We start from the raw sequence: 12840 nt of genomic DNA on the forward strand, positions 1-12840 counted from the left end.
TTCCGCACCGATTCGCGTCTTCCCAGGCGCGGATGCTGCCATACCGACTGGTAATTCAACAGGGTGACGGGCCGTTTCGCACGGGTAGGCGAGCACTTCTCCCCCCGCACCCAGCCGATGGCCGAGGTTCACCCTGCGTTCACTCTCCTCCATCGGCCGCTTCACCTGATCTACCTAATTTCAGCCGTACCGAGTGCGCGTCATGCCCTCAGAGCAAGCGCGACACGGCTAGCTGGCATCGCAGACCGCGACAGCCAATGCCCCGCTCACCATCTCGCACGCCGACGAAGCGGCGCGCCCCAGGAAGGAACTCTCGACAGTGAAGCTTCAGCGCAAGAACCGGGTTCGCGCCCTCGCCGTTGGCGCTCTCGCCGTCTCCGGTGCCCTGGCCCTGTCCGCGTGCGGCTCCGACGACACCACCGGAGCCGGTGGCGGTGGCGCCGCCAAGCCGTCGAACATCAAGTGCGACGGCAAGGGCAAGCTGCTCGCGTCCGGCTCGTCGGCACAGAAGAACGCCATGGACGTCTGGGTGCAGAACTACTCGGGCGCCTGCAAGGACACCGAGATCAACTACCAGCCGACGGGCTCCGGCGCCGGCGTCACCACCTTCCTGCAGGGCCAGACCGCCTTCGCCGGCTCCGACTCGGCCCTCAAGCCCGACGAGGTCACCAAGTCGAAGCAGGTCTGCCGGGGCGGCCAGGCCGTCGACCTGCCGATGGTCGGCGGCCCGATCGCGGTCGGCTACAACGTCCCCGGTGTCGACAACCTGGTGCTGGACGCCAAGACCCTGTCGAAGATCTTCAACTCGGAGATCAAGAAGTGGAACGACCCGGCGATCAAGCAGCTGAACCCGGGCGCGAAGCTCCCGGACCTCAAGATCCAGCCGTTCCACCGCTCCGATGACTCGGGCACCACCGACAACTTCACCAAGTACCTCAAGGCCGCCGGTGGCTGGAAGCACGAGCCGGCGAAGAAGTGGGAAGGCGAGGGCGGCCAGGCGGCCTCCGGCTCGGCCGGCGTCTCCTCGCAGGTCAAGCAGACCAGCGGTGCGATCTCCTACTTCGAGCTGTCGTACGCCACGGCGAGCAAGATCCCGACGGCCAAGCTGAACACCGGCGCCAAGGAGCCGGTCGAGGCCACCGTCGACAACGCCTCCAACGCCATCTCCGAGGCCAAGCAGGTCGGCAAGGGCGATGACCTGGCCCTGGATCTCAACTACAAGACCAAGGCCGAGGGTGCCTACCCGATCACCCTGGTGACGTACGAGATCGCCTGCAACAAGGGCAACAAGGCCGAGACGCTGCCCGCCACCAAGTCCTTCCTGACCTACATCGCCAGCAAGGACGGCCAGAGCGCCCTCAAGGAACTCGGCTACGCCCCGCTGCCCACCGAGATCGCCGACAAGGTCCGCGCGACCGTCGCCAAGATCTCCTGACCTACCGGGCGGCGGCCCATGAACCGCCGTACGGTCCAAAAAAAGGGGGCCCCTTCACCAGGGCCCCCTTCGGGCCGCCGCCCGTCCGGTGCACCGCCGCGCCAGGAGCCCTCACCCGGCTCCGCAGACCGGAGAACCCATGAATACACCCTCCTCCACGACCGACACCCCGCCTCCGCCACACCACGACGGCCCCTCCGCCATATCCGGCAAGGCGGTCCGCCCCGGTGACCGGATCTTCCTCGGGCTCTCCCGGGGCTCCGGTATCGCCCTGCTGGTGATCATGGCCGCCATCGCGGTCTTCCTCACCTACCGCTCCGTGCTCGCCATCTCCGGCGACAAGGCCAACTTCTTCACCACGCTGGACTGGAACGCCACCGGCCTGGAGCCGAAGTTCGGCATCGCGGTCCTCGCCTTCGGCACCGTCGTCAGCTCCGTCGTCGCGATGGTCATCGCGGTACCGGTCGCGGTCGGCATCGCGCTGTTCATCTCGCACTACGCCCCGCGCCGGCTGTCCTCGACGCTCGGCTACGTCATCGACCTGCTCGCCGCGGTGCCCAGCATCATCTACGGCCTGTGGGGCGCGCTCTTCCTCGTCCCGCATCTGACCGGCCTCTACACCTGGCTGGACGACTACCTCGGCTGGACCGGCATCTTCGAATACGGCGGCGGGGCGGCCCGTTCGCTGTTCACCGTCGGCATCCTGCTCGCGATCATGATCCTGCCGATCGTGACCAGCGTCAGCCGCGAGGTGTTCCTCCAGGTCCCGAAGATGCACGAGGAAGCCGCGCTGGCCCTCGGCGCCACCCGTTGGGAAGTCATCCGGATGTCGGTGCTCCCCTTCGGCCGCTCCGGGATCATCAGCGCCTCCATGCTGGGCCTGGGCCGTGCGCTCGGCGAGACGATGGCCGTCGCCACGGTCCTCTCGCCCAGCTTCCTCATCAACACCAGCCTGCTGGACCCGGGCGGCGGCACGTTCGCCCAGAACATCGCCAGCAAGTTCAGCGAGGCCGATCAGTTCGGCCAGGACGCCCTGATCGCCTCCGGTCTCGTCCTCTTCGTGATCACGCTGCTCGTCAACGGCGCGGCCCGCCTGATCATCGCCCGTCGCAAGGAGTACTCGGGAGCCGCCGCATGAGCATCACTACCGACCGCCCCGCGGTCTCCAACGGCGGCAACCCGCTTCCGGTCTCCCTCAAGCAGGCCCGGCTGCCGCGCTGGTCCCCGCCGGTCATCGCGCTGGCCGCGGCCGGCGCCGGCTGCGGCGTCGGCCTGGGCGCCGGCCTGGACAGCACGGTCCAGTGGGGCCTGATCGCCGCCCTGCTGTTCATCCTCGGCAGCTTCGCGCTCGCCGCGGCCGTCGAGGGCGCCCGGCAGGCCAAGGACCGGCTGGCCACCAGCCTCGTCTGGACGGCCTTCCTGATCGCCGTCGTCCCGCTGGCCTCCCTCCTGTGGGAGACCGTCAGCCGCGGCACCAAGGTCCTGGACGTCTACTTCCTGCAGCACTCGATGGGCACCACCCCGGACGCGCTGCCCGGCGGCGGTATCTACCACGCGATCATCGGCACCCTGGAGCAGGTCGGCCTGGCCACCCTGATCGCCGCGCCGATCGGTCTGCTCACCGCGATCTACCTCGTCGAATACGGACGCGGCCGGCTCGCCCGGGCCGTCACCTTCTTCGTCGACGTGATGACCGGTATCCCGTCGATCGTGGCCGGCCTGTTCATCCTCTCCGTGTGGATCCTGATCCTCGGCTTCGGCCCGTCCGGCTTCGCCGGCGCGATGGCGCTGGCGATCCTGATGATGCCGGTCGTGGTCCGCTCCACCGAGGAGATGCTCAAGCTCGTCCCGAACGAGCTGCGCGAGGCCTCGCTGGCCCTGGGCGTGCCCAAGTGGCGCACCATCCTCAAGGTCGTCCTGCCCACGTCGATCGGCGGCATCACCACCGGCGTGATGCTCTCCATCGCGCGCATCACCGGGGAGACCGCGCCCGTGCTCCTCCTGGTGTGGGGCGCGAAGACGATCAACAACAACCCCTTCGAAGATGCCCAGCAGTCACTTCCGCTCTACGTTTTCCAACAGTGGCAGCAGGGCTCCGAGGCCTCGTACGACCGCGCCTGGGCCGCGGCACTTGTCCTCATCGCCTTCGTCATGATCCTCAACCTGGTGGCCCGCGGCATCGCCCGCTGGAAGGCCCCCAAGTCCGGCCGCTGACCAGCCGCGCCCCATTCGATGTGCGGCTCCGCCGCGTGAGAAAGAAGCAGTGATTTCCATGGCCAAGCGAATCGACGTCAGCGGCCTCTCCGCGTACTACGGCAGCCACAAGGCCATCGACGACATCTCGATGACCGTCGAGCCGCGCTCCGTCACGGCCTTCATCGGCCCGTCCGGCTGCGGCAAGTCGACGTTCCTGCGCACCCTGAACCGTATGCACGAGGTCACCCCCGGCGGCCGCGTCGAGGGCAAGGTGATGCTGGACGACGAGAACCTCTACGGCTCCGGGGTCGACCCGGTCGCCGTCCGCCGCACCGTCGGCATGGTCTTCCAGCGCCCCAACCCGTTCCCCACGATGTCGATCTTCGACAATGTCGCGGCCGGTCTGCGGCTGAACGGCTCGTACAAGAAGAGCGAGCTCAAGGACGTCGTCGAGAGGTCCCTCAAGGGCGCCAACCTCTGGAACGAGGTCAAGGACCGGCTGAACAAGCCCGGCTCCGGACTCTCCGGCGGCCAGCAGCAGCGGCTGTGCATCGCCCGCGCCATCGCGGTCGAACCGCAGGTCCTGCTGATGGACGAGCCCTGCTCGGCGCTCGACCCGATCTCCACCCTCGCCATCGAGGACCTGATCGGCGACCTCAAGGAGCGCTTCACGATCGTCATCGTGACGCACAACATGCAGCAGGCCGCGCGGGTGTCGGACCGTACGGCGTTCTTCAACCTCGCCGCCGTCGGCCAGCCCGGCAAGCTGATCGAGATCGACGAGACCGAGCGGATCTTCTCCAACCCGTCGGTGCAGGCCACGGAGGACTACATCTCCGGCCGCTTCGGCTGAGCGGCGAGCGCGGCCCGGCCGCTCCGGCCGGGCCGCCCCCACCCACGTCCTGCGGTGCTGCATGGCGGTGCCACCGCAAGACGAAGGGCCCGCCCCCACTTCCCGGGGGGCGGGCCCATTTGCTGTGTCCGGAGGTGCGGTGCCGGCCGTTGGTCGGGCCGGCGGGCCGGTGCTCCGTGGCCCGGCCGGTGGCCGCGGCCGGCAGCGGTCCGTCAGCCGAACGCCAGCTCCACGACCCAGTACGAGAACGCCGCGACCAGCGCCGCGGCCGGCATCGTGATGAACCAGCCCATCACGATGTTCTTGGCGACGCCCCAGCGCACCGCGCGGGTGCCCTTGGTCGAGCCCACGCCCATGATCGCGGAGGTGATGACATGGGTGGTGGAGATCGGCGCGTGGAACATGAACGACGCGGTGTACATGACCGAGGCGGCCGTGGTCTCCGCGGCGAAGCCCTGCGGCGGGTCCAGTTCGATGATCCGGCGGCCCAGGGTGCGCATGATGCGCCAGCCGCCCGCGTACGTACCGAGCGAGAGCGTGATCGCACAGGCCAGCTTGACCCAGAGCGGGATGGCCGCGTTCTGGTCCTCGACATCGGCGATGACCAGGGCCATCACCACGATGCCCATGGTCTTCTGGGCGTCCTGCAGACCGTGGCCGAGCGCCATGCCCGCGGCGGACACCGTCTGGGCTATGCGGAACCCGCGCTTGGCCTTGTGCGGGTTGGACTTACGGAACATCCAGAGGATGAGGACCATCACCAGGTAGCCGAGCACCAGGCCGATGACGGGCGAGATGAACATCGGCAGGACGACCTTCTCGACCACCCCGGACCAGATCACGGTGGTGCCACCGGCGAGGGCCGCACCGACCATGCCGCCGAAGAGGGCGTGCGAGGACGACGACGGCAGGCCGAAGTACCAGGTGACGAGGTTCCAGACCACCGCACCGAGCAGCGCGGCGAAGAGGATGCCCATCCCCTTGCTGCCGTGGGGAGTCGAGATCAGCCCCTCGCTGACCGTCTTGGCGACCCCGCTGCCCAGGAAGGCACCGGCGAGGTTCATCACCGCGGCCATCGCCAGCGCCGCCCGCGGGGTCAGCGCCCGCGTCGACACCGAGGTCGCGATGGCGTTCGCGGAGTCGTGGAAGCCGTTGGTGTAGGTGAAACCGAGCGCGACCGCAATGGTCACGACGAGCGCGAAGGTGTCCATGAGAGGCGCTCAGGACTCCTTGACCGCGATGGTCTCGACGGTGTTGGCGACATGCTCGAAGGCGTCCGCCGCCTCTTCCAGGATGTCCACGATCTGCTTGAGCTTGAGGACCTCGATGGCGTCGTACTTGCCGTTGAAGAGGTGCGCCAGCAGCTTGCGGTGGATCTGGTCGGCCTGGTTCTCCAGGCGGTTGACCTCGATCCAGTACTCGGTGAGGTTGGTCATGGTCCGCAGATGCGGCATCGCCTCGGCGGTCAGCTCGGCCGCCCGCGCCAGCACCTCGATCTGCTGGTCGACGCCCTTGGGCAGCTCCTCGACCTTGTAGAGGACGACCAGGTCGACCGCCTCTTCCATGAAGTCCATGATGTCGTCGAGCGACGAGGCGAGGTTGTAGATGTCCTCGCGGTCGAACGGCGTGATGAACGAGGAGTTCAGCTGGTGAAAGATCGCGTGGGTCGCGTCATCACCCGCGTGCTCCGCCGCCCGCATGCGTTCGGCGATCTCTGCCCGGGCTGAGGCGTCCGCCCCGAGCAGTTCCATCAGGAGCTTGGAGCCCGTGACGATGTTGTCCGCGGAGGCGGCGAACATGTCGTAGAAGCTCGTCTCCCTGGGGGTCAGACGAAAGCGCACGTGAAATCCTCGGGGTGCATCGGATTCGGTCGAGTTGATGCTAGGCGCATCATCCAGCCACTGCTAACCGGCATTCCTTCAGTGTCGCCCATCGTGCAGCATGCTCTGCACGGGGTACCACAGGTGCCCGCAAAGTTCGGTACCATATACCCACCAGGGGTATATAGATCGCCTAGATACCACGGGAGACGGCCATGACGACCACGGACGCCGACACCAACGGCAGCACCGCAGCCGCCGCGGCCTGCCACCCCCCGCAGCCGGCCCCCGACCCCCGAAGCGACGTTCAAACCGTGACCGATAACGCAGAGACTTCGCCGGCAGCCGGTGTGCACGGCTACGCAAAGCAGAAAGACGCACACATCAAGCGACTGCGGCGGATCGAGGGCCAGATCCGCGGACTGCAGCGGATGCTCGAAGAGGATGTCTACTGCATCGACATACTCACCCAGGTCTCGGCGAGCACCAAGGGCCTGCAGTCCTTCGGCCTCCAGCTCCTGGAGGAGCATCTGCGGCACTGCGTCGCCGACGCGGCCGTCAAGGGTCCCGAGGCCATCGACGCCAAGGTGCAGGAGGCCACCAAGGCCATCGAGCGGATGCTGCGCACCTGAGCCGGCCGCCCGTGACTAGCCGGGGCAGCGTCCGGCGGTTCCGCGCCGGGGCGGCACCCCGTCCGCGCGGTCGCCGTCCTCCCCGTCGACCTCCAGCACCTCGTCGATACGGTCCGGGCTGAGCCGATCCTCGCTCGCGGCCGCGGCCGCGATCATCAACTCACCGGTCAGGTCGATCTCGACGAGGGCTACGTGGTCCTGGACCGTCGTAGGGCGGTGTCCGGCCACGTACAACACCTCCTCCTTCGAGCGCCTTCCCACGCCTGGGGTGGTTACCGCAAGCCTAGGGACGGGCGCAGGCTCCGCGCATGGCACGGATGGACCATTTCCGCCATCCGGCACACGCCGCCGTCACATGCCCTGCCCGCGGCGTCCGGCCTCATGCCGTGGGTGAAGCGATCTTCCCCGCGTAGATGTCACGTTCGTCCGGCAGCCGCACCGCGACCTTCGTCCCGAAACCGGACAGTTCCGTCGTGGAGGTCACCGAAGCCCCTTTCGGCGCACCGTTGGCGAAGCGGAACCACTGGCGCACTTTGCGCAGCCGGCCGGCCTCGTCCAGATACGCGTCGAACGGCACCTCGTCGGTGGTGAATCCGTCCTCCGCGGCGATCAGCGCGGGTCTTGAGCGCGGCGACGCCGCCGCGGCGGCCGCCCCGATGTCCGTCGTCCCGCGGTAGTGCCGCACCCGGACACCGTCCAGCCACTCCTCGCCCTGATACGTCACCGCCCGTGCGCCGCGCAGCAGTTCGGCGGCGGCGAGCGGATCGGTCGCGCCGCCGGTGACCAGATTCCCGTCGGCCAGCGACGCGGTGGCCACCCGCACCCATTTGTCGGCGGGCACCCCGGCCCCGCGGTTCTTCATGTACAGCGCACCGGGCGCGAGGATCTCCGTGATCGGCTGATGACCGCCGCTGGGCCTGCCCGCCGGGTCGGGGAGCACGACCCGCAGCCGCCCGGTGCTGGTGGCGAAGTCGTAGCCGCCGGTGCCGCGGATCGCGACGCGGGTGCCGCCGCTCGCGGTCTCCATGGACGTGCGGACCGTGGCGGAGCCGGCCCGCACCAGGGCGTCGGCGCTGCTCCGGACCTCCGCGGCGGCGGGGGCGGCCCGGCCGGACGGCTCCTGGTCGTCGGCCGCGGCGCCTTCCTGGGAACAGCCCGAGGTCAGCAGCCCGACCGCCAGACCCGTCCCGCACGCCATGGCCACGGCGACCGTGCCACCGCCTCGCCTGTCCTGCACCACCATCGCGTACGAGCCCCCTCGGCCGCTGTCTTCGGGAACGGCCTGGGCCGGCCGGTCCGCTCGGGAGGGTCGGACGTTCCGCCGGCGCCGCATCTGACGTTCCGTCGACCGTTCCGTTCAACGACCGTCAAGGGGGCTCGTCACGCAAGGCCACCTGGGGCGCGTAGCGTGACGGCGTGCCCCACCGAGCTCCCCATGCGACCTCCACCACCGAACGCGGCGCCTTCTGCACGGCCCGCTGTACCTGCGGCTGGCGGGGGCCGGCCCGTCGCGCCCGCTCACAGGCACGTACGGACGCGGAGCGCCATCTGGCCGACACCGAGGCCGGATCCGAGGCCGGCGAGGACGGAACCGGGCGCCCCCTGGAATGAGCGAGTCCGTTCCGGGAACCCCACACGCCCCTGCCGCATCTGCCTAGTCAGGGAAGCAACGGCGCCGCGCAGGTAACGGACTTCAGGGACAGCACCGGACAGCGCGGAGCATTACCGGGCACAGCGGCATGTGAGGGCAGCGCGTCGCCGCACCCGTCCGGTGCGAATTCCCCGCACGCGCCCCGTGACGACCGGCCGGGCCATCGGCAGGCGGGGCAGGACCGTACGACATCGAGGGGGATTCATCCCAGTGAAGCGGCGCACACTCCTGCAGGCCGGCGGCGGACTGGCGGCGACCTCGGTCGCCTTGGCCACCGGCTGCGACAACAAGACCGGCGCGGCGGGCGCGGCGTCCTCCGGTGCCGCCACGGAGGCCGCCGCCGGTACCGGTGCGGCACAGACGAATGCGGCCGCCGCCGGGGGCGCCGCCAAGGGCCGGGCCTCAGGGGCCGCCTGGACCGCGCTGGGCAAGAGCCTGGACGGGAAGCTGGTGCGCGCCTCCGACGCCGCCTACGCGACCGCCCGGCGCCTCTACAACACCCGCTACGACACGCTGAAGCCGTCGGCCATCGCCTATGTGAAGCATCCGGCGGACATCGCCGAATGCCTCTCTTTCGCCCGGCGGTACGACACCCCGATCGCCATCCGCAGCGGCGGCCACTCCTACGCGGGCTGGTCCAGCGGCAACAACAAGCTCATCATCGACGTCTCCGCCCTCTCCAAGGTCGGCGCGCCGTCCGGCGGCGCCACCCGCATCGGCGCCGGCGCCAAGCTCATCGACGTCTACGAGGGCCTCGGGGCGCACGGCGTGACCATACCCGGGGGCTCCTGCCCCACCGTCGGCATATCCGGCCTCACCCTCGGCGGCGGCCATGGTGTGGCCTCCCGCGCCTACGGACTGACCTGCGACAGCCTCGTCGGCGCCACGCTGGTCACGGCGGACGGCAAGACCGTCGACTGCGACCGCAAGCAGCACGCCGACCTCTTCTGGGCGCTGCGCGGCGCCGGCAACGGCAACTTCGGCGTGGTCACCGAGCTCCGCTTCCGTACGCATCCGGCGCCGCGCGCGGTGATGGCGTACCTGACCTGGCCGTGGGCCAAGGCGGCGAAGGTCGTGGCCTCCTGGCAGAAGTGGGGGCCGGTGCAGGACGACGAGATATGGTCCGCGTGCCACCTCGACGCGCGCCCCGGCAACACCCCGTCCGTCTCCGTCGCCGCCTTCTCCCTGGGCGGCTACCGCGAGCTGCAGAACGCCCTCGACAAGCTCGCCGACCAGCCGGGCGGCCCCGGCCCCGCCAAGAGCGTCCATCTGACGCCGACCGGCTACCTGGACGCGATGGAGTCCTATGCGGGCTGCTCGACCAAGTCCACCGCGCAGTGCCATATGCCGGGTTCGCTGCCCGGCCAGACCGGCGCCGGCCAGCTGGGGCGCGAGACCTACGCCGCCCGCTCGCACTTCTTCGACCGCTCGCTGTCCGCGGCCGGCATCCGCACGCTGATGGACCAGATCGAGGCGGGCGGCCGCAAGGGCGTCAGCGGGAATGTGGCGCTGACGGCTCTGGGCGGCGCGGTCAACCGTGTCGGGCGCACCGACACCGCCTTCGTCCACCGCGGCTCGAAGTTCCTCGCCCAGTACCTGACGTCCTGGCCGGCGAACGGCTCGCCCGGCACGCGCACAGCGTGGCTGAATTCCTTCCATGACGCGATGCGCCGGCACTCCTCGGGCGCCGCCTACCAGAACTACACCGACCCGGGCCTGACCAACTGGAAGTCCGCCTACTACGGCGCCGCCGCCACCCGGCTCGCCGAGGTCAAGCGGACCTACGACCCGCAGCGGCTGTTCAGCACCTTCCCCCAGGCGCTCTGAGACCGCCCCGGTACACCGGCGGACACACGGACGGCCCGACCCCCGCGAGGGGCCGGGCCGTCCGCATCCGCCAGGTCGTCAATCCCGGGGGCGGGCCGGCCGGTTCACCCGAACCGGCCGGCCGCGCCCTCAGGCCGCCAGATCCTTGTCCCGCTCCTTCTGCCCGCGCCGCATCGCCGATCCCGTGGCCACCACCCGGCTGCCGTCGGCGTCCTGGCCCGCGGCGGCCTCGACGCCCGGCGCGCACACCAGCCACGAAAGCTTCGACCGGCTGATCGCCGTCGTCAGCGGCACCAGCAGCGCCTGCGCGAGGGGCGCCAGCAGCAGCGCGACGGCGGTGCCCAGGGCGAAGCCGCCGATCACGTCGGTCGGGTAGTGCACGCCCATGTAGACGCGGCAGAAGCCCTCGGCGAGCGCCAGCAGAATCCCGATCAGACCGAACTTCCGGTGGGCGATGAACAGGCCGACACCGACCGCCATGGTGAGCGTCGCGTGGTCGCTCACGAACGAGAAGTCGCTCTTGCCGGGGATCAGCACTTCGAGTCCGGCGTGGTCCTTGAACGGCCGTGGCCGCTCCACGAACGAGCGGATCGGGATATTGGCCAGCAGGGCGATGCCCGCGGCCAGCGGCGCCCAGACCAGGCCCGCGACGGCGGCCGCCGCGCCCGGCCTGCGGCGCGCGGACCACCAGGCGATCAGACACAGCACGGCGAGGCCGGCGATGAGGCCGTACTCACCGATGTACTCCATGGCCTTGTTGACCCACTGGGGGGCGTCCTTCGCGAGGCCGTTGATGCCGTCGAGCACGTCGACGTCGGGGTTCGGCCCCTCGAATGCGAGTCCAGCCATCTGCAGCGGCCCCTTATCTTTCGCGCGCGCGAGCGCCTTCGTGTGCTGCCTGCCCCCGTGGTCGTCGAGCGTGTGCCGTGCCAAGCGCTGCTACGTCCCCACGCCAAGGAAACGCGATGCCCACCCCTGGCGTTCCACTCTCCACCGGATGATCACCAGGACGTTATCGAAGCTTGACTCATCACCGCAGTTCAGGGCCCTATGTTCACGCAGCGTTCGTGCCGGGCAGCGCTTTTGCGCCATCCGACGTGACGCGGGTCGCCCCGATGTAGTCCGGCGTATCGATCTTGTCGAACCGGATCCTGGCCCCGGTGTACGGCGCGTTGATCATGTACCCGCCACCCACATAGATTCCCACGTGGTGGATCGAGCGCGGGTCCTTCAGGTTGTAGGCGAAGAACACCAGATCACCCGGGAGCAGCTCGTCCCGCTTCGGATGCGGCCCGGCGTTCCACTGGTCGTTCGCCACCCGGGGAAGCTCGATGCCCACCGAGTGGTACGCGGCCTGGGACAGCCCGGAACAGTCGAACCGGCCGCCCTGCGCCGCGGTCCCCGTGCCGCCCCACAGATAGCGCGTACCGAGCTTCTGCTGTGCGAAGTAGATCGCGCCCGCGGCCTGCCGCGACGGCTCCACCCGCTTCGACGGCGCCTCGAAGCTCTTCGCCAGAGTCGTGATCGTCTTCACATAGTTCTGTGTCTCGCGGTACGGCGGCACCCCGTTGTACTGGATGACGCGATAGGCCCCGGCGTTGTACGCGGCGAGCATGTTGTGCGTGGCGTTGCCCGGGGCGCGCTTCACATAGCTCGCCAGCTCGCAGTCGTACGAGGCCGCCGACGGAATGGCGTCCTCCGGGTCCCACACGTCCTTCTTGCCGTCACCGTTCCCGTCGACGCCATGGGTCTGCCAGGTCCCCGGGATGAACTGCGCCATGCCCTGTGCGGCCGCCGGGCTCTGCGCCCTGGGGTTCCAGCCGCTCTCCTGGTAGAGCTGCGCCGCCAGCAGCGCGGGACTTATCGCCGGGCACAGCGCCCCCCACTTCTGCACCAGCTGCTGATACTCGGCCGGTACCGCGCCCTTCGCCAGCCCGAGCGCCCGCCCGCCGGCCCCGGCCAGCCCGGCAGCCGCCATATACGTACCGATCACAAGCAGCCCGAGCAGACAGAGCACCAGCCCCGCCCCGAGCCCACCGGCCACCCAGAATTTCCGCACCCCCCAACCCTCCCCCATTCAGCCCCGGTTCACTGCCTTTTTCCGGCCGCTCCCCGCGCGCCGCGCCGCTCCGGGTGCCGCACGACGGCGCATGACGCGGCGCACGGGGCGCTCCGGTAGGGGTGTGATGCGTCTCATGGCGACGCCCCGTACGCCGCCGGACGGGCTACGGGAGCCCGGCGCGCCGGACCGGCCACCACCGCTTCCGATGATCATTGCTCAGGGTTATCCCCCGTGATACACACGGTGAGACCATTCGCTTCAATGGAGGGCGTGCGCCCACGGGCACACCCCACCCGCACGGGATCCTTCAAAGAAAGCCGCCAAGTCGACAGCTGACGGCCCATTTGTCAGCGAAGATAGAGAC

Annotated in this window: 13 protein-coding genes; 7 read left to right on the plus strand and 6 right to left on the minus strand. The window is 69.5% G+C overall.

The genetic code is table 11. The features are described from left to right. The first annotated feature begins 319 nt into the window (after window positions 1–319). The 4 genes from pstS (at window position 320) to pstB (ending at window position 4484) form a co-directional block, all read left to right on the plus strand. Entirely contained in the window at window positions 320–1435 is a 1116-nt protein-coding gene (gene pstS / locus STRNI_RS18405; RefSeq protein WP_159486861.1) for a phosphate ABC transporter substrate-binding protein PstS, read from the plus strand. Between the two features lie 139 nt (window positions 1436–1574). Further along, window positions 1575–2573: a phosphate ABC transporter permease subunit PstC gene (gene pstC / locus STRNI_RS18410; RefSeq protein WP_018093403.1), complete on the plus strand. Its 999-nt coding sequence runs from the start codon at window positions 1575–1577 to the stop codon at window positions 2571–2573. Then, a complete protein-coding gene (pstA, locus tag STRNI_RS18415; RefSeq protein WP_018093402.1) occupies window positions 2570–3649 on the plus strand; it encodes a phosphate ABC transporter permease PstA in 1080 nt (359 codons plus the stop codon). The genes pstC and pstA overlap by 4 nt, the downstream gene beginning before the upstream one ends. A gap of 58 nt (window positions 3650–3707) precedes the next feature. Then, a complete protein-coding gene (gene pstB, locus STRNI_RS18420) occupies window positions 3708–4484 on the plus strand; it encodes a phosphate ABC transporter ATP-binding protein PstB (protein WP_018093401.1) in 777 nt (258 codons plus the stop codon). 212 nt (window positions 4485–4696) lie between these two features. Here pstB and STRNI_RS18425 read toward each other — a convergent pair whose 3' ends face one another. Both STRNI_RS18425 and STRNI_RS18430 read right to left on the minus strand, forming a co-directional pair. Then, window positions 4697–5695: an inorganic phosphate transporter gene (locus tag STRNI_RS18425; RefSeq protein WP_159486865.1), complete on the minus strand. Its 999-nt coding sequence runs from the start codon at window positions 5693–5695 to the stop codon at window positions 4697–4699. 9 nt (window positions 5696–5704) lie between these two features. Next, window positions 5705–6325: a DUF47 domain-containing protein gene (locus STRNI_RS18430; RefSeq protein WP_026170326.1), complete on the minus strand. Its 621-nt coding sequence runs from the start codon at window positions 6323–6325 to the stop codon at window positions 5705–5707. Between the two features lie 194 nt (window positions 6326–6519). Here STRNI_RS18430 and STRNI_RS18435 point away from each other — a divergent pair, with 194 nt between their 5' ends. Then, window positions 6520–6936 carry a metal-sensitive transcriptional regulator gene (locus tag STRNI_RS18435; protein ID WP_093644540.1) on the plus strand — a complete coding sequence of 139 codons (417 nt, stop codon included), beginning with the start codon at window positions 6520–6522 and terminating at the stop codon, window positions 6934–6936. A gap of 15 nt (window positions 6937–6951) precedes the next feature. Here STRNI_RS18435 and STRNI_RS18440 read toward each other — a convergent pair whose 3' ends face one another. Together STRNI_RS18440 and STRNI_RS18445 are read right to left on the minus strand one after the other, a co-directional pair. After that, window positions 6952–7170 carry a hypothetical protein gene (locus STRNI_RS18440; protein ID WP_018093397.1) on the minus strand — a complete coding sequence of 73 codons (219 nt, stop codon included), beginning with the start codon at window positions 7168–7170 and terminating at the stop codon, window positions 6952–6954. A 145-nt stretch (window positions 7171–7315) separates the two neighbouring features. Then, entirely contained in the window at window positions 7316–8179 is an 864-nt protein-coding gene (locus STRNI_RS18445; protein WP_266450347.1) for an SCO4651 family lipoprotein, read from the minus strand. A gap of 173 nt (window positions 8180–8352) precedes the next feature. Here STRNI_RS18445 and STRNI_RS18450 point away from each other — a divergent pair, with 173 nt between their 5' ends. Both STRNI_RS18450 and STRNI_RS18455 read left to right on the plus strand, forming a co-directional pair. After that, window positions 8353–8547, plus strand: coding sequence for a hypothetical protein (locus STRNI_RS18450; protein ID WP_018093395.1), 195 nt, complete (start codon window positions 8353–8355; stop codon window positions 8545–8547). A 250-nt stretch (window positions 8548–8797) separates the two neighbouring features. Continuing rightward, window positions 8798–10414 (plus strand): FAD-binding oxidoreductase, encoded by a 1617-nt coding sequence (locus STRNI_RS18455; protein ID WP_277411614.1) that lies wholly within the window; start codon window positions 8798–8800, stop codon window positions 10412–10414. Between the two features lie 129 nt (window positions 10415–10543). Here the strand turns inward: STRNI_RS18455 and STRNI_RS18460 are convergent, their stop codons facing one another. Both STRNI_RS18460 and STRNI_RS18465 read right to left on the minus strand, forming a co-directional pair. Next, window positions 10544–11263 (minus strand): phosphatase PAP2 family protein, encoded by a 720-nt coding sequence (locus STRNI_RS18460; RefSeq protein WP_093644564.1) that lies wholly within the window; start codon window positions 11261–11263, stop codon window positions 10544–10546. A gap of 205 nt (window positions 11264–11468) precedes the next feature. Continuing rightward, a complete protein-coding gene (locus tag STRNI_RS18465; RefSeq protein WP_018093392.1) occupies window positions 11469–12473 on the minus strand; it encodes a C40 family peptidase in 1005 nt (334 codons plus the stop codon). Between the last annotated feature and the right edge of the window lie 367 nt (window positions 12474–12840).

The sequence above is a fragment of the Streptomyces nigrescens genome, from assembly GCF_027626975.1.
Classification (GTDB): domain Bacteria; phylum Actinomycetota; class Actinomycetes; order Streptomycetales; family Streptomycetaceae; genus Streptomyces; species Streptomyces nigrescens.